Below are 16020 nucleotides of genomic sequence, written 5' to 3'. Positions count from 1 at the left end.
AGTGAACAGCCGGGGCGGTGGGCCGGCCGTGAGCGGCGAACGACCCGGGCGGGGTCCGCCGGCCACGCCCGGGCCCGGTGCACGGCCCGGCGGAACCCGGGCCGTGCGGCGTCACTCCACTATGTGAGCCCGTTGTCCAACGCGGTCATCAGCTGTCCGTTCGCGGTGTCGCCGGACATCTCCCAGACGAAGCCGCCCAGCAGCCCCTTGGACTTGACCCAGGCGGTCTTCTTGGCGATCGACCAGGCGTCGTCGAAGGACCACCACTGGCCGTTGGGCCCGGTGTAGCCGTACGTCGACACCGACTGCTCGTCGTGGCGGACGGTCATGTTCGGGAAGCTGGTGATCAGGTTGTTGTAGCCCCTGACGCCGGCCTCGGTGTCGAACTGGCCGGGTGCGGCTCCGCTCGCGCTCTGCCACTCACCGTTGACGCCGCCGTCGGCGACGCCCTGCCAGCCGCGCCCGTAGAAGGGGAAGCCCACGGTCAGCTTGCGGGGGTTGACCCCGGCGCCGAGGTAGGCGTTGATGGCGTTCTCGACGCTGAAGTGGAACGTGTACGGGTCCTGGCCGTCCGTGTAGAGGTTGGACGCGTGGCCTACGCGGTTCGGCTCCCAGGAGTTGTCGCTGCCCGCGCCGTGGAAGTCGTACCCCTGCACGTTGGCGTAGTCGAGGGACTCGAAGATGCGGCTGAGGTCCCAGCCGGCCTCGATCTTCGCCGGGTCGGCCGGGGTGAACGCGGTGAGCAGCTTGTGCTCGCCGCCGAGTGCGTCGAGCTGCTTGCGGAACTCCGCGAGCAGCGCGGTCAGGTTGCCCTTGTCCTGCGGGCCGTAGTGGTTGCCCGGGTGGCCCTCGGAGCCCGGCCACTCCCAGTCGATGTCGATGCCGTCGAAGATGCCGGCTCCGGTGCCCGGCCCGCCCGCGCCGTTGTAGACGGGCAGGTCACCCTTGATCCATACGTCGATGCAGGACTTGACGAACTTCTCCCGGGACTGTTGCGTGGCGGCGGCGTCCGAGAAGAACTTCGAGTACGTCCACCCGCCGAGGGACACGACGACCTTCAGCTTGGGGTACTTCGCCTTCAGCTTCTTCAACTGGTTGAAGTTGCCGCGCAGTTTGCCCCAGCCGTCGTCCGCGACGCCGTCCACGGACTGGGCGGAGGACATGGGACGGGCGTAGTCCGCGTCCGCGTCACCGGCGCCGGTGCCCTCGTCCGGGTCCTGCGGGTTGCCGGAGACCCCCTTGGTCACCCCCGCCTGGCAGGTGAGGTTCTTCGGGTCGATGTTCTCGAACGAGTAGTTGATGACGTCCAGCTTGGCCGCGGCACCGGAGGTGTCGAGGTTCTTCACGAAGTACTGGCGTCCGTAGATGCCCCACTGAGCGTAGTAGCCGACCTTGAGCTGTTTGCCCGCGCCGGCCACGTCGTCGGTGGTGACGGTCAGGGCGTTGGAGCCGGGCGACGAGTTGTCGGCGGTGTCCCGGGCCTTGACGGTGAAGGTGTACGGGGTGGCCGGGGAGAGACCCTCCACGGTGGCGGTCAGGGTGTCCGCGCCGACGGACTTGACCAGCGTGCCGCCGCGGTAGACGTCGTAGGCGGCCACGGCGACGTTGTCGGTGGACCTGTCCCACGCCAGGCCGACGGTGGATGCGGTCCTGCCGGTGGAGCGGAGGGAGCCAGGAGCTGTCGGCGGCGTCGGGTCGGTCGCCGGGTCCACCGTCCTGACCGACAGCGGGGCACTGGCCGGTCCGACGTTGCCCCGGATGTCCTTGGCCCGCACGGTGAAGGTGTGGTCCGTTGCCGGCGTCAGGCCGGTGACGGTCGCGGAGGTGCCGGTAGCCGTCGCGACGGTCTCCGAGCCGCTGAGCACCTCGTAGCCGGCCACGGGGTGGTCGCCGTCGCGGGCGGCGGCCCAGCTCAGTGCGACCGTGCGTGCGGTGACCGCGGTGGCCTTCGGCGCTCCGGGGGCGGTCGGCGGGACGTCGGGGCTGCCGTCGCACTTGTCGCCGTTGATCGTGCAGCCGGTCGGGGTGCCGGGGGTGCCGTTCGCCGTGAACCAGTAGCTGTACGGTTCGGTGGTGCTGCCTGCCGGGACGTTGGCGTTGTAGAAGGCGTTCTTGACGGTCACGTGGCGGCCGGAGACGGTCACGTCGCCGTTGTAGTTGCCGGACAGGGTCACCCCGGCCGGCAGGTTGAACTCCAGGGTCCAGCCGTTGACCGTGGCCGTTCCGGTGTTGCGGACGATGTACGTCCCTTTCCACCAGGAGCCGTTGTCCTGCGTGGTGAAGGACGCGGTGAGGGTACCGGCCGCGTGGGCGGGTGCCGCGAGGGCGGTGAGCCCCGCGAGCGGCAGCAGCAGGGTGGTGCCGAGGACCGCGACACGTCGCCGCAGCCGTCGTGCGCCGCCGGAGCCGGGCGGATGTGCCGCTGCCCTCCCGGGAAATGCTCTCTTTCCGAAAAGTGGTCTGCGCCTGTGGAACATGGTTCTCCCTGCGGTGGTGGGGTGGTACAGGGGTGAGATGAACCGTGCGCGTGCGCCTGCGGGTGACCGGACGATGGCAGGCTGATGTGCGAGGCGGAGCCGGTCCGGAGGCCGGGTACCGCCTTCGGTCAGGACGCCCCACAACGTAGAAGGTCTGGACCAATGCGTCAATAGGTCCATACCATGGACGGGTCGTCCCGTACGTCCCGGGGGCGTCGTGGTGGCGTGGCGGCCCCAGTCCGGCGACGCGGGGGAGTGGGGGCCGACTGCCCGGCCTCGGTGGAACAGTGCGTCGGAGTGGGGGCGATCCGCTCATGGAGTACGTCATCGACCTTGACCGGGCAGCCGCGGTAATCGCTGAGCGGGTTGCGCGATGGCTGGCGGCCGGGCTGATGTCGACTACCTCGACGGCTGTGACGACGCCGGACCGCTGCCGGCGTTCGGCGTCACGTCGGCGGCGGTCTTCGGGCCCAGCTCGACCAGTGGGTGCCGCGCGTCTTTGGAGATCTTCGCGAGGAGTAGGGCCGGAGGGCCGGCACCGGAGAGGGACCTCGCCCGAAACATCGGGAACATTCGGACCGCGGGCATCGGCGGCCGGGTAACCGGCCGTGGCTGCCTCATGGGCGGGCGTGCGCAGAGCGGCGCCCTGCGGCAGGGACGTCGCCGGTCCGCTCGCACGGGCGACGCGGGATGGGATCTCGCAGCGAGGTCAGGTGTCGGAATCGGACGAGGTGTGCGGGGCCGGGCCGGCGTGGGCCACGGCGTATGCCCAGCGCTGTTCGACTGTGTCGCCCTCCTGCGGGCCTCGAAGGCGCGGCCCCGGGTCAGGCTTTTCCAGTCCTCTTGAGGCGTGGATGCCCGCCGTGCCGCCGTAGACCTCGAGCCGGCCGTCCGCGTCGTTCCATACGCCCGCGAAGACGTACTGGCCGCCGACCCTCATTGCCGGAACTCCCGGGTCCGGAAGCTCCTTGCCGGACTCCAGAAAGGCGTTGGTGTTGACTTCGATTTTTCCGCCGACGTTGCCTTTGAACGACCGTTCGACTTCGACGAGCCATTGCTGTTCCATGTCGCCGTTGTCATCGGTGAGCTGCTGGCCGGTCCTGCTGATGACCGTGCCGTGGAAGAGGAGTTGAGCGGCGTGTGCCACGTACTCGTCCCTGGAAAGGTCGGGGACCCGCAGTGACTCCGACCGGCCGGCCCTGGCAGAGCCTTCGGAGCCTGCCAGGCCGAGGTACGCGCCGTACCCCGTTGCGGTCATGACGGCGGCGGCCGATGCCATCACGGCGATTCCCCGACTGATTCGCATCTCATCCCCAGAGTCTGTGGTAGGCGTTGCGGTCATGATCGGTTGGCTGATTGCTCGCCACCTCACTCATGTTCGGAGTCATGAGTGATTTCATGTCCTGGCCCTTGTGGCAGAAACCGAGTGCGTGACCGAACTCGTGTGCGGCTGCTGCCTTTCGCCAGTAGTCGGAGGCCCAGTCTCCACGGCCGTCCAGATATTGCTTGTTGAGATAAATGTAGTCCGTCGCGCCCATATTGCCGTGGCGTTCCCATGTCGCGAGTGCGCCGTCGGCCTTCTTCTTGTCCTTCCAGTGCAGGTCGTTGCTGGTCAGGGCGTCATCTGGTGCGACTTTCACCTTGTTCAGACGATAGTTCGAGGTGTACCAGCGGGACTGCGCCCACGTGCGCGCCTTGTCGTACTTCGAAGCCTCGGTCCACCTGATCTCCCGGTCATCGACGGACGAGTACGACTTCGAGTCCCTTTTTCCGTTCACGCATTTTGTTGGAGCTGCTGCGGCGTGTACGTGAGGTGACATTGAGGCGATGCCGGTGCACGACGCCGCCAGAAGAGCGATCGGCCACAGCCGTAATCGCTGGAAAATGATTGCGAAGGGCATTCGGCCAGACTATGACGATGCGCACGCCGCACGGCAACCGATGGAACACCGACAGAGCCTGTACTGACAGTGTTCGAGGCCGCTGATGGTGTGTGCCGCCTCCGGCCAAAGGGGCTTGTCCGGACGGCAGTTGTGCGCGAGGTGGCACGCGGGAACGTCCGGGGCGGGCGGATGTACCGTTCCGGTCAGGGGTGCCGCAGTGCGATGAGGTAGACCCCGTTCGGGTTGGTGAGATCGATCGCGTCCGCCGCGGGCACGACCCGAGCCCCCTGGGCGTATCGGATGCGGGTGGATGCGATGTTTCGGGGCGACCCTTCGTTCCGCAGTCCCACGGCGACACCGGTTTCGCTGTTGTACGTGTCCATCGGCTGAGCGTTGAGGATCCAGTCCGGATTCGTCTCCCCGTCCGGTTCACGGTTTGCCGAGGAAGTCCAGGACCATGCTGTTGAGTGCTGTGGCCCGGGTGAACGGGATGCCGTGGTGCGAGACACCTGGGAGTACTGCGGTCTGGACGTGTGGCAGGTGGAGCCGCGCCGCCGCCTCGACGCGCCGAATGTCATGTGCCCTGCTGTCCTGGGCCAGCAGTACCAGCGTGGGGACTGCCGAGCCCCGCAGTTGCCGGGGCCTGGGGCGTTTGCCCACGACGGCCTTCGTACGCGGGAATTCGGCGGCGAGCCCGTACAGGTCCAGCCACGCGGGGTCGGCTTCCGCGCCATCGGTCTCCCAGGCGAGGAACGCGCGGGCCCGTTGGGCGGTGGGCCGGATGAGCATGGGAAGGGCGCGTAGCAGGTACCCGGCCCTGTACCCGGCGAAGCACTGGGTGGGATCGAGGAGGGTGAGCCTGCGGATTCGCCGCGGTGTGCGCAGAGCATAGGCGAGGGCGATCCATCCGCCGTAGGAGTGCCCGCACAGGTCGGCGCGTCCCGCGCCCAAGCCGTCGAGTACGCCGTCCAGCCAGTCGAGAAGGTCGTCTGTGGTCCGGACGGGGCGGCCCCCGCGCAGGCTGCGGCCGGCCTCGCCGATCCGGTCGACGGCGTAGACGCGCCGGGTGCGGCTCAGGTCGGCCACGTTCGCGTACCACACTGCCGAGGTGACGCCGCCACCGTGCAGGAGCACCAACGGCTCCCCGTCCACGGGGCCGCACGCGGTGACCCGCGTCGTGCCGTACACCGACGTCAGGTCCATCCGGTCGACGGGCACGGGCCATTGGTTCAGGACGGCGTCGTGCGCCGCCAGAAAGCGAGTCAGGTCCGCTGTCATGGACGCCCTCGAAGAAGTAGGTCGCTGACCGAGTATCTCGTCGAACGAGATATTATGCGTGCGGGATCGATCGTGGAAGGGCGGAACGGCATGGATGAAGAAGTGAACGGGCAGCAGGTTGTTCATCAACTACGCGCCATCACCGTCGAACTGGATCTGCTCGGAGCCGATTTCGCACAACGCAACAGCCTGCACCCGACCGATCTGCGCGCTCTGATCTGTCTGTTGGACGCCGCTCGGACGCACACGCTCGCGACGCCCGGCCGGCTCGGGCAGCAGCTCGGCCTGAACTCCGCGGGCACCACGGCCCTTGTCGACCGGCTTGAGAGACTCGGCCATGTGCGACGCACACGGGACGGCCGCGACCGACGCCGTGTGCTGCTCGAAGTCGATGAAGGGGCAGTCACCCTCGGACAGTCGTTCTTCGGACCGCTGATCACAGAGATCGTCGCCGCGACGCGGACCTTCTCCGACACGGAGCTCGCAACAGTCCAGCGCTTTCTGCTGAACGTGCACGAGGCCGTTGCCGCACAGCGGGACCCTTCGAGCTTGCTCACCCGAAGTTCCCTGCCGAAGGAGAAGCGAGGGCCTCAATGATCTGTTTGTGTGGACAGATCTCAAGTTCCTCTTGACCGCACCGTGGGCAAGGACCGACGACGAGGCAGTCCGCGAGCTCATCGAATCGGGCGACGGATCCCGTCACGGCGCTCTCCTTCGGCGGCGGCCGCATGTGCACCTTCAGAGCTGAGGCCGCGGCCCCCGTCGGTCGGCAGACGAGCGGCGGCCGCCACTTCGCGGTCGGCGACACACGTCGGTCGACAACAATGCGTCGGCCGGCGACAGACAGCATTCCCCTGCTTCCAGGCTGCTGAGGCGATGCCGGCGTCCAGCAGCACTCGTTCGGGTGTAGCGGCTGTGTGCCTCAGTCGCCGTGGACCCGCTGGTCAAGCCGCTGGACGCCTGCCCCGCCTTGTTTCCGGACCGCTGCCGAGCATCGGCAGCCGTCCGGGCGCGTGGTCCGCTTGCCCCATGCGTGCGCGACCCAATGAGAGGTTCGTCGCACGGCCCGTCGGACCGTTACCAGGACAGGGAACCTCAGCACCGTGACGACCAATCCCGTTTCCACCGGCCAGAGCCCGAGCACCTCACCCGCGGAAGCCGCCGCCCTTCTGGCGCGCATGCCCGACCTGGAGCAGGCGCTCGCCTTCTACCACCGCCATGTGGCCCCCGACACCGCGATCGACCTGTCCGTGGCGGAGAACGTCCTCGTCTACGACGACTCGATGCAGAAGATGGTGTTCGCCAACACGAGCCTGCTGCCCGAGAAGTACATCCACTACTTCTCCCCGTACGGCACCCCGGAACTGCGTCAGCAGGTGGCCGACCTGCTGACTGAGGCGTTCGGCCGCCGCGTACCGGCGGATCATGTCTTCGGCACGGCGGGCGTCGCCTCCGCGCTGGAGTGCCTGGCGTTCGCGCTCAAGAACAGTGAGCCCAGCGGTCCGCCGCCACTGGTGGACGGCGACGCGGTGCTGATTCCGGCGCCGTACTGGCAGGGCTTCAACTGGTCGTTCGAGCAGCGTCCCAAGCTGACCTGCGTCCCGGTGCACCTTCCCACCGAGGGCCCTCACGCCTTCCAGCTCACCCTCGACCTCATCAAGGAACAGTACGAGGAGCACAAGAGGCGGACCGGCAGGGCGCCGAGGCTGCTCGTCCTCACCAACCCGCACAACCCGCTGGGTGTCAACTACTCCAAGAAGCTGCTGGAAGAGATCTACGCCTGGGCGCTCGGCGACCCCAACCTGCACATCATCTCGGACGAGATCTACTGCCATTCCCAACTCGCCGGCATCACGACGCCGTTCACCAGCGCCGTGGCCCTGGACGCCTACGCCGAGCACCCCAGTCGCATCCACGTCGTCTGGGGCTTCGCCAAGGACTTCGGGCTCTCCGGCTTCCGCACCGGATTCATCGTCTCCCAGAACGCCGTGGTCCAGGACGCCATGCTGGGCAGCACGGACACCGGGGCGGAGAAACGGCACCCGATGTCCTGGTTCACGCCCGTCGACTCGCTCAAGCACTACGTGGTCGGCGCCGTCCTCACCGCCTCCGTCAACGGCCCGGGATCCGAGCTGTACACGACGTACGCCATGCGGACCTACCGTGACCTCCTCAGCGCCAGCTTCGACAAGGTCAAGGCCCGTCTGGAGCACCACCGCATCAAGTACATCCACCAGGACGGCGACAACGCGGCGCAGTTCTTCTGGCTCGACCTCCGGGACTATCTCGACCTGTGCGTGCCGCCCAACCAGGGCGACGCCACGCCCTTCCCGCTCACTGCAGACGACCTGGACCCGAGGGAGCAGTGCCTCTTCGACTACCTCCGCACCGCGCCCACCGAGGTGTCGCTGCTTCCCGGCGGTGTGATGCACAGCTCCGAGCCCGGTTTCTTCCGCCTCTGCTTCAGCGCCCGTCAGCCCGATGAGGTCTGCGAAGCCATCGACAGGGTGAGCAAGGCACTGGCCCTGCTGAAGCCCCAGGCGTAGCCGTTCACGCGAACGACCCGTTTTCTCGGCGTCCACGTCTGCCTGCTCATCGTGGGAGGAGACACGGGTCGTGGAGACCCACCCCGCCGGTCATGGATGCCGCATCGTCTCCATGGGCGCCGAACCGCCCCCGGGCACCCGATCGGTGACGGACGGCACCGCCCAGCACCATCGGATCGATGGTGCTGGGCATCGGACCGTCCAGGCCGATCGTGGTGACCGAGGGCGGAGGAATCCCGCTGCCTCGTCACGGAGCTTTACAGCGTTCCGGTTGATGGGAAAGCAGTCACATCGGCCCGGTGCCGGCTGCGGGGGAGACCGATGGACGCCGCGCGGTTCTCTTCTGCGAGGCGGTGCGTACCTCGCCGGGATTCGGTGGTGTCCCGGTCAGAGGCCGAGATGAGTGGCGATGAGGTTGCGCTGAATGTCGGACGTTCCTGAATAGAGCACGGAGGCGACCGAGTTCCGCAGGTGTCGTTCGGATTCGGCTCCGGTGAGGTAGCCTCGGCCTCCTTGAATTCGCAGAGCATCGACGGAGAATTTGAGATAGGCCTCGGATACGAACAGTTTCGCGGCGGCCGAAGCGATTGCGATGCTCTTTCCGGCATCTTTGAGCGCACCGACGCGATGGATGAGTTCGCGGGCGGCGTCCAGCGTGACTTTCATGTCCGCGATGCGGTGGGAGACCGCCTGGTTCTTTCCGATCGGACGCCCGAACTGCCTTCTGGTACGGGCGTGCTCGATGGACTGTTCCAGTTCACGCTGCATGGCCCCCAGGGAGGTGGCGAGTATGCAGCCGCGTTCGTACTCCATCGCGCCGTCGAAGATGCTGACACCGCGTCCCGGCCTGCCGAGAACTGCGTCCGCGGGGACGCGACAGTCCTTCAGCGTGATGCGTCCCATGAGAGCCGTGCGCATTCCCATCTTTTCCACCGGGGGGCTTTGATGGAGTCCCGGTGTCCGAGCGTCGACCAGGAAGGCGGTCACTCCCAGAGCGCCCAGCGCCGGGTCCACCGTCGCGTACACGACGAAGAGGTCGGCCACGGGCGCGTTGGTGATGTAGCTCTTCGTCCCGTTCAGGACGTAGCTGTCGCCGTCCTGTGTCGCCCGGGTGTGCATGGCGTACACGTCCGACCCGGCCTCGTCCTCGGTCGACGCGTTCGCTCCGATGGCCGATCCCTGCATCAGCATCGGCAGGTACTGGGCTCGTTGGGCCGGTGTTCCGTGGACGGACAGCGGCAGGACGACGGTCCACAGGTGGGCGTTGAGTGCGAAAAGGAGCCCCTGGTCCTCCGTCCCGTGTCCCAGCCCTTCCATGACCGCGAGGAGGTCGCCCAGCGGCGCACCCGTGCCGCCGTGGTCCACGGGAACGGGCATCTTCAGAAGTCCGAATTCCGCGCACTGTTTCCAGCCGGCCCGGTCGAACTCCCCACGCGCATCGCGTTCGGCGGTGTCGGAGCTCAGGACCTCACGGGCGAATCGATCCGCGCCTTGGTAGAGAGCTGAGCGGTGGTCGTCCCACCCACTCCACATAGCCACCCCTGCGTTCACTGAACTGTGTCCTCCTGCTCGTTCGTGAGGGCTGGTGGTCGAGGTCTTTCCTGCGGCCGTCGTCCTTCCCGCGGTCATCCGCGCACCGCTTCGGCGACCTCGCAGCGACTGCTCAGCTCCTGGTAGTCGGTCTTGCCGGTCGACGTACGGGGGAGCTCGTCCAGGAACTGGAAGTCGTCGGGCACCATGTAGCGGGCGAGCCGACTGTGGCAGTACTGGCGCAGCTCGACACTGGTGGGCTCGACGCCGGAGGCCACGACGAACGCGGTGATGGTGACCTCGCCGGGCACTCCGGTGCTGACGACCGCCGCGTCGGCGAGCACGTCGTTGTGCCGGAGGCTGTGCTCGATCTCGTCCAGCTCGATACGGTGGCCGTGGCGTTTGACCATGCGGTCCGCACGCCCGAGGAAGGCGTAGCCGTCCGGCGTCGCCCGGACGATGTCGCCGGTGTTGTACCAGCGGCGCCCCCCGAACCGGAATGTGCGTTCCGCGGTACGTGCGGGCAGGTTCCAGTAGGACGGGTAGACCGAGGGGCCGGCGACGCTCAGGAACCCCGATTCTCCCGGGGGGACGGGCTCCAGCTGTTCGTCCACGATGATGATGTCGCAGTGGGAGCAGGCGTGGCCGATGGTCAGGGGGGCCGTGCGGGAGGCCGGGATCTGTTCGGGAACCCGGTAATAGGTGCACACGTTCGTCTCGGTCGGGCCGTAGAGGTTGTAGTACTGAGGTGTGGGCCAGAGGTGGAGCAGACGCCGCAGCTTGTCGATCGGGAAGACCTCGCCGGCGAACAGGACGAGCCTGAGCCTGTTCTGCGGGAATCTCTCCGCTCGGGGCGACTCGGCGATCATTCCCAGGATCGCGGGGGCCGAATACCAGACGGTGATACCGGACTTCGCGATGAACTCGGGAAGGTGCCGGGGGCTGGCCGCCAGATCCGTGTCGATCAGGTGGATACACGCGGTGTGCTTGACGGTCACGAAGAGATCGAAGACCGAGAGATCGAAGTGGAAGGGCGCATGGCTGGCGACCTCATCGGTCTCCGTGATCCCGAACGTGGCCGACGCCCACTCGACGAAGGACACGGCGTTCCGGTGGGTGATCATCACGCCTTTTGGCGTCCCGGTAGACCCCGACGTGTAGAGAAGCGCCGCCAGACGGTCGGGGTCCTTCTCCGCGCGCGGATAGCTGGGCTTCCCCGAAGCGTTCGCGTCCGGCCAGTGGTCGCCGGTGATCAGCGTGCGCGCGGCGAGTGGGGGAGCAGCCTCCTCCAGCCGCCCCGCGGACCGTTCGTCGGCCAGGATGATTCGCGCCTGGCAGTCCTCGAAGATGGTCGCGGCGCGCTGCGGGGATCCGTACGCATCGACCGGCACATAGGCCGCTCCGAGCCTGAGTATGCCGAAGATCAGGGCCACGGACTGCACGCTCTTGGGCATCAGGAGCCCGACTCTGTCCCCTCGGCCGACGCCCCGCTCGTGCAGGACGCTCGCCACTCGGTCAGCCTGTGCGGAGAGCTCGCCGTACGTCTGTGACTGCCCGTCCGGTCCGACGACGGCGCGGCTGAGCGGCGAACGCGCGGCGGCATCGAGGTACTCCGCGAGGTCGGCCTCGTCCAACTCCTGTACGGGTCTACCGCTCATCAGGCTGCGCCTGCCGATCCTTCACGTACTGCGTCAGGTGGGTGACGGTCGTGAAGTGCAGTCGGGGGTCGTGGAGTGCGACGTCTATGCCGAATTCGTCCTCTATGAACGTCACCAGTTGCATAGTGGCGAGCGAGTTCAGGACTCCCGACTCGCGGAGGTTCAAGTCGTCGGCCAGGTCGTCCTCGCTGCCGCCCTTGAGGATCTCCTTGATGATGAAGGAACGGATCTGGTCGCGTACCTCAGCCATGGTTGCCTCCGATGGAGTTGAGAGTGGTCGTCGCCCCGGCCGGTGCCGGGCCGAGGAGTACCGAGGGCCAGCGGAAGACGGCGGCTCCCGCCTCCGCCTGGCCTCCGAAGGTGTAGAGCAGCACGCGGTCGCCCGGCTTGATGCGGCCTTCGACCGCGGCGAGGTGGGTGTTCACCGGCATCAGGGCAGGCCCGATATTGGCCACGCTGGGGAAGGTGTTGACCACGCGGTCCGGGTCCAACCCCAGAGCGTCCGCGCTGAACCGTGCGTGCCAGGCGGTGGGGGTGTTCGGTACCACCACGTCGATCTCGTCGATCTTCAGCTGTGCCGCTTCGAGCGCGCCCTCGACCGTTCCCAGCAGGTACGGCTTCGCGGTGGCGCGCAGGACGTGCGTGATGGTCGGGTCGACCCGCAGACGGATGCGGCGTCCTCCGGCAGTGGTTCCCTCGGGCTCGTCGACGGTGTCCAGCAGCCAGGTGCCGCACGTCTCGCCCGTCTGAAGGGTCTTGGAACCCAGCAGCCCGTAGCCGTCGTCCACCGGGCCGACCAGGAAGGCCGCCGCGGCGTCTCCGCAGAGTCGCGCTGTGACGTCGTCCGCGTCGATGGCCCGCGAGAGCATGGACGCGACGACCACCAGAACCCGTTCCTTGAGCCCCGACTGCACCAGCGAACTGGCGGTCAGCAGCGCGGACATGGAACCGGAGCAGGTCGCCTCCAGACTGAACGCGCCACCGGCCGTGCCCAGGGCCTGGGCGAGGTAGCCGGCGTCTCCCGCGCCGACCCGGTCGGGGAACATGGACACCGAGATCAGGCCGTCCACTTCGTCGGCCCCGATATTCGCGGTCTCCAGCACGCTGCGGGCAGCTTTAATGCCCAGCGATACCGATCCCTCACCGGGAGCGGCTATTCGGCGCTCGACGCTCCCGAAGAATGGATCGTCGATGTACGGCTGCATTGCGGCATCGAATAAGTTTCGCGGCTTCGGTCCTGACGGCTGTGCGGGCTGCGGGTTTTCCACGGAAGCGGAATCCGCACCCCACCACTTATTGGTGCGCACTGTGTCCGGCAGGTGAACGGATAGGGCCTGTATTCCAACGGAACGCATAACCACCCTCCTGGGTATTTGGCGGACTCACACTAACAGCCACATCGTCCCGACCGGGGCGATAGGAAGTCTGTTTTCCGGCCAACTGTTCGGGCCGATAGGAAACCACACACGTCACTTGAGTCCCTCGAACCTCTCGCGTTACCACTGTGAAAACCTCGTAAACTGTCTACCGAGCGGGAATGGCTGGAATGTTGCTCGGGTCACCTCGGGAAAGGCCGCTTCTTTCGGGAGAGGTGCTTGCGCGGTGACTGGATAGGCCCTTTCTCGGCGCTGTTATCGGCCATGGGCGCGCTCGGGTGGGTACTTCGCTGGCCGGGTCCTCGCAATGGCCAGGAATCGGGCCCGCCCGACCGACTTCCCCGCCTCCGGGAGGAGGGCGGTGGTGGCGCGGGAGGAGACGGGCCCTGCTGCGCATCGGGACGTTCCGGTCGATGGGTCCTGAGAGGCCGGCCGGTGGTGGTGTGCTTGCGGAACCGGGCGGCGCTGACGGGGCACGGGTTGGCGGCGCGGTGGGAGGGCTACTCCCGGAGCCAGAAACGCCACGCCCGCCCGGGGTTCGGCGGGGCGGGCGCGGGGGCTGCCGGAACCGATGTGGCACACGCCCCGGGCCAAGGAATCCAGGGCCCGTTCGAGGATCTTCTCGATCGGCACCGTACGCACGGCGACTTCCGTGGATGCCGATGTGTTCCGCCGTGTTCCTCCCCCTGGGCGGGCCGGTAACAAGCCGACGGCGTGTACCGCACGACCCGCCATGCCATCAGCGGGTGGAGCTCGCGAGGCAGACCCGCGGGCCGCCGGGAAGAAGAACTGGTGACCGGCACACCTTCGGCTAGTCGGCCTCTGTGGGCATCGCCCGGTGCATGGTCAGCCATCCCACGTCGGGACGGTGTCGTTCGTGGGGCCGGTGAGGTGAGCAGCACTGCCGATTGAAGGGCGACGGCGTTCACCACGCCATGCACGGCATCGCCCGACTGCGCAGCCTCGCCCTCGCCGGACAGCCGAACAGGCACGCCTGCCGACGGTGTTCACACCCCTCAGGCGATCATTGCGGGACAAGCCTCAGGACCTGCTCCGAATCCGGAGCACGGGGTGGTCGGCAGTCGTCGGCGTCTCCGGCCTCTTGTCGGACACCGCTGCTACGTTGGCGCGAGGATCTTGCTTCGACCTCTGGAGAGGGCGCATGTACGACGAACGGCTCGCCGAGTTCTCCCGCGAGCGGCTGGACGGCCGGCCCATACCCGACGACCTGCGCGTGCTGCTGGTGGCGCAGTGGGAAGGCCGCACCGACTTCACCCATCTCCTCGGCCTCGACTTCTTCGAGACGGGAGAAGTCCACCCGCTCCTGGACACGAGCTATCTGAGCGAGAAGGAACTCGCGGACCCGGAGATGCAGGCCGTCAACGCCGGAACGGCGGAGATGGCCAAGTACGTCAAGCTCGTGGCGAAGGGCGGAAAGGGGTGGATCGGCTACTGGCTGCACCCCGACGAACCCACGGACCGTGCCTGGCACCTCATAGAGCTGGACACCGAGTTCAGCTTCTGGAGCCTGGTCGGCCTCACCCTGACCGAGGGGACAGTCGCCGAGCAGGCAAGCTACCAGGATGAGCCCGATGAGCGCATCGCGTTCACACAACTGGCTGCCGAACTCGCCGAGCTCGGCCTACCGCTGAGCACACAGGACTACGACGCCCTCGATGACACCGAGTACACGGTGGACCCGGAGGACCTCATGGAGGAGCTGATCGAGGCCGAACGCGAGAAGCGCGGCCCTCGCTGAGTGGGAGACGTCGGCGCTTTCCGGTTGGCCGCCTGGTCCGCCTTCTCAGGGATCACAGCCCTTGATCTTCCGTCTCCGCAGGTGGGCGCGGTTGGCACGAGTGGAGTACGACGTGTCGTCGGCCGCGGTGCCAGGTCGAGGTCGGCTGCGCGGACGTCCGGCCCGCGCACCCGCATCCCGGCCAACACGGCCAACACGGTGGAAACTGCGGGCTGCTGGCGGTCTGTCCGAGGTGTCGACGAACGACAGCTGACGGCAGCGGTCGGTCGGCCGGCAAGTGAACCTTGCAGGTCAGACCGCTCCGCGCGGGAGACCAGGGCCGCCGCGCTTCAACCGCGCCCGATGCAGGTTCCGCTGCCGGCGGTGCTCATCGCGCTCCGGGCCGAGGCCGACGCGGCGGGTGGGATCGCCTGGGACATCTCGATCGACTCCACCTCGTGCGGGTGCATCAGCGCGCGACCGCCGCAGTTCTCACCCTACGGCTCCGAACATGACCGACCGGACAAGCCCTGGGTGGCGGAGTCCACGTACAGGAGGAGCCCCGACAGCTCCGGGTCCCAAAACGATTGCTCTCGGTACCCGGCACGGTGTGACATGTGGCCATGAGCAGAATGGCGCAGGTCATCGTGTTGGCGCGGTACGAGGACGAGGTGATGGAGCCGCTGACGCGGCCGGACGAGACCCGCACCTGGGGCGGCTGCTTCGTGCAGATCCCCTGGTTCGTAGAGGGCTGGCACATCGAGTTCGAGCGGTGGAACCGGCGCCGCGGCGTGCTCAAGGACCTGGAGTCCCTGCCGTGGAACGAACCCGAATGCGTGCAGGTCATGCTGCACGACGAGGACGACGACCTGTTCGGTCTGTGGATGTTTCGCGGCGGGGTCCTCGCCGAGGCGGGCATCCCCGGCACCCAGCGGGTACACATCGCTGCCCCGCCGTGGGACGCGGACCCCGGCTTCCTGGTCCGGACGGGCCTGGGCAGGGGAGAGGACCGGCACTAGCCAGAGCACGTACAAGACCCGCGGTCGTGCTGGTGACCCGGTCCTGCCCGGGGTATGCCCTGGCATGTGTCCCTGCCCCGCAGCAGGGAAGAAGCTGAAGTAGCTGACCGTCAGGCCCGCCGCCGGATCCCCGAGCGCGGGTATCACCGGCCGAAGCGGCAGGTCGCGCGGGACATGCTCGACGTACCGGCCTCGGTCGGACTACGGCCCGCGGTACTGGTCGCGGACACTGCTTACGGAGTGAACGCCGACTGCTGCCGTGCTACCGCTCTTGGCCCGGTCGGTCCGCGCGAACACGTCCTCGCCGCAGGACGCGGTGGGACGAGCGGTTCATTGTCGTCCTCGATGCCCTGGACGTCGACAGGCCGCGTTCCGTTGAAGGTCGTGAGGACTCCGTGAGGGCTCGCCGGCCGGAGCCTGCTCTCCGTGAAGCGGATGGCCCAGGTCTGGTCGGCCCCAGGTCCACGTCAATGCCCGGTTCGTCCATGCCCGGGACTCTCAGCGATTCGCTGTCG

The 16020-nt window shown here is 67.5% G+C and carries 14 protein-coding genes; 5 read left to right on the top strand and 9 right to left on the bottom strand.

Annotated elements, in window-relative coordinates:
* Window positions 1-119 precede the first annotated feature (119 nt).
* From OG251_RS01785 to OG251_RS01765, 5 genes are all read right to left on the bottom strand, one after another.
* Entirely contained in the window at window positions 120-2477 is a 2358-nt protein-coding gene (locus OG251_RS01785) for a glycosyl hydrolase family 18 protein (RefSeq protein ID WP_326675217.1), read from the bottom strand.
* 709 nt (window positions 2478-3186) lie between these two features.
* Entirely contained in the window at window positions 3187-3819 is a 633-nt protein-coding gene (locus OG251_RS01780) for a hypothetical protein (RefSeq protein ID WP_326675216.1), read from the bottom strand.
* The gene (locus OG251_RS01775) at window positions 3785-4378 is read right to left on the bottom strand and encodes a matrixin family metalloprotease (protein WP_326675215.1); all 594 of its coding nucleotides are present in this window, start codon (window positions 4376-4378) and stop codon (window positions 3785-3787) included. The genes OG251_RS01780 and OG251_RS01775 overlap by 35 nt, the downstream gene beginning before the upstream one ends.
* 185 nt (window positions 4379-4563) lie before the next feature.
* Window positions 4564-4743: a hypothetical protein gene (locus OG251_RS01770; RefSeq protein ID WP_326675214.1), complete on the bottom strand. Its 180-nt coding sequence runs from the start codon at window positions 4741-4743 to the stop codon at window positions 4564-4566.
* Window positions 4744-4789: 46 nt separating this feature from the next.
* Complete coding sequence (locus OG251_RS01765; protein ID WP_326675213.1) at window positions 4790-5638, bottom strand: alpha/beta fold hydrolase; 849 nt, start codon at window positions 5636-5638, stop codon at window positions 4790-4792.
* A 90-nt stretch (window positions 5639-5728) separates the two neighbouring features.
* Between OG251_RS01765 and OG251_RS01760 the strand changes: the two genes are divergently transcribed.
* Both OG251_RS01760 and OG251_RS01755 read left to right on the top strand, forming a co-directional pair.
* Complete coding sequence (locus tag OG251_RS01760) at window positions 5729-6235, top strand: MarR family transcriptional regulator (RefSeq protein WP_326675212.1); 507 nt, start codon at window positions 5729-5731, stop codon at window positions 6233-6235.
* 506 nt (window positions 6236-6741) lie between these two features.
* Window positions 6742-8184, top strand: a complete 1443-nt coding sequence (locus OG251_RS01755) for a pyridoxal phosphate-dependent aminotransferase (RefSeq protein WP_326675211.1) — start codon at window positions 6742-6744, stop codon at window positions 8182-8184.
* Window positions 8185-8571: 387 nt separating this feature from the next.
* Here OG251_RS01755 and OG251_RS01750 read toward each other — a convergent pair whose 3' ends face one another.
* The 4 genes from OG251_RS01750 to OG251_RS01735 form a co-directional block, all read right to left on the bottom strand.
* A complete protein-coding gene (locus OG251_RS01750) occupies window positions 8572-9717 on the bottom strand; it encodes an acyl-CoA dehydrogenase family protein (protein ID WP_326675209.1) in 1146 nt (381 codons plus the stop codon).
* 92 nt (window positions 9718-9809) lie between these two features.
* Window positions 9810-11372: an amino acid adenylation domain-containing protein gene (locus OG251_RS01745; RefSeq protein ID WP_326675208.1), complete on the bottom strand. Its 1563-nt coding sequence runs from the start codon at window positions 11370-11372 to the stop codon at window positions 9810-9812.
* Window positions 11362-11622: an acyl carrier protein gene (locus OG251_RS01740; protein ID WP_073722688.1), complete on the bottom strand. Its 261-nt coding sequence runs from the start codon at window positions 11620-11622 to the stop codon at window positions 11362-11364. The genes OG251_RS01745 and OG251_RS01740 overlap by 11 nt, the downstream gene beginning before the upstream one ends.
* Window positions 11615-12577 (bottom strand): 3-oxoacyl-ACP synthase III family protein, encoded by a 963-nt coding sequence (locus OG251_RS01735; RefSeq protein WP_326675205.1) that lies wholly within the window; start codon window positions 12575-12577, stop codon window positions 11615-11617. Before OG251_RS01735 ends, OG251_RS01740 begins: the two co-directional genes overlap by 8 nt.
* A gap of 1333 nt (window positions 12578-13910) precedes the next feature.
* On the opposite strand from OG251_RS01735, the gene OG251_RS01730 reads away from it, so the two are divergent.
* The 3 genes from OG251_RS01730 (at window position 13911) to OG251_RS44935 (ending at window position 15904) form a co-directional block, all read left to right on the top strand.
* Window positions 13911-14507, top strand: coding sequence for a hypothetical protein (locus OG251_RS01730; RefSeq protein ID WP_326675203.1), 597 nt, complete (start codon window positions 13911-13913; stop codon window positions 14505-14507).
* Between the two features lie 602 nt (window positions 14508-15109).
* Window positions 15110-15505 carry a hypothetical protein gene (locus OG251_RS01720; RefSeq protein ID WP_326681119.1) on the top strand — a complete coding sequence of 132 codons (396 nt, stop codon included), beginning with the start codon at window positions 15110-15112 and terminating at the stop codon, window positions 15503-15505.
* Window positions 15506-15559: 54 nt separating this feature from the next.
* Window positions 15560-15904 (top strand): transposase, encoded by a 345-nt coding sequence (locus OG251_RS44935; protein WP_442818298.1) that lies wholly within the window; start codon window positions 15560-15562, stop codon window positions 15902-15904.
* The last annotated feature ends 116 nt before the right edge of the window (window positions 15905-16020 follow it).

Source organism: Streptomyces sp. NBC_01237, assembly GCF_035917275.1.
GTDB lineage: Bacteria > Actinomycetota > Actinomycetes > Streptomycetales > Streptomycetaceae > Streptomyces.
Note: the sequence above shows the minus strand (reverse complement) of the source record. Positions and strands in the feature narration are given on the sequence as shown.

Bases quoted from the DNA above. Each gene is read 5' to 3' on its own strand.
- OG251_RS01750 (WP_326675209.1), bottom strand. From the start codon at position 9,717: ATGTGGAGTGGGTGGGACGACCACCGCTCAGCTCTCTACCAAGGCGCG.
- OG251_RS01735 (WP_326675205.1), bottom strand. From the start codon at position 12,577: ATGCAGCCGTACATCGACGATCCATTCTTCGGGAGCGTCGAGCGCCGA.
- OG251_RS01770 (WP_326675214.1), bottom strand. From the start codon at position 4,743: ATGGACACGTACAACAGCGAAACCGGTGTCGCCGTGGGACTGCGGAAC.
- OG251_RS01730 (WP_326675203.1), top strand. From the start codon at position 13,911: ATGTACGACGAACGGCTCGCCGAGTTCTCCCGCGAGCGGCTGGACGGC.
- OG251_RS01745 (WP_326675208.1), bottom strand. From the start codon at position 11,372: ATGAGCGGTAGACCCGTACAGGAGTTGGACGAGGCCGACCTCGCGGAG.
- OG251_RS01765 (WP_326675213.1), bottom strand. From the start codon at position 5,638: ATGACAGCGGACCTGACTCGCTTTCTGGCGGCGCACGACGCCGTCCTG.
- OG251_RS01785 (WP_326675217.1), bottom strand. From the start codon at position 2,477: ATGTTCCACAGGCGCAGACCACTTTTCGGAAAGAGAGCATTTCCCGGG.
- OG251_RS01780 (WP_326675216.1), bottom strand. From the start codon at position 3,819: ATGACCGCAACGCCTACCACAGACTCTGGGGATGAGATGCGAATCAGT.
- OG251_RS01760 (WP_326675212.1), top strand. From the start codon at position 5,729: ATGGATGAAGAAGTGAACGGGCAGCAGGTTGTTCATCAACTACGCGCC.
- OG251_RS01740 (WP_073722688.1), bottom strand. From the start codon at position 11,622: ATGGCTGAGGTACGCGACCAGATCCGTTCCTTCATCATCAAGGAGATC.
- OG251_RS01720 (WP_326681119.1), top strand. From the start codon at position 15,110: ATGAGCAGAATGGCGCAGGTCATCGTGTTGGCGCGGTACGAGGACGAG.
- OG251_RS44935 (WP_442818298.1), top strand. From the start codon at position 15,560: ATGCCCTGGCATGTGTCCCTGCCCCGCAGCAGGGAAGAAGCTGAAGTA.
- OG251_RS01775 (WP_326675215.1), bottom strand. From the start codon at position 4,378: ATGCCCTTCGCAATCATTTTCCAGCGATTACGGCTGTGGCCGATCGCT.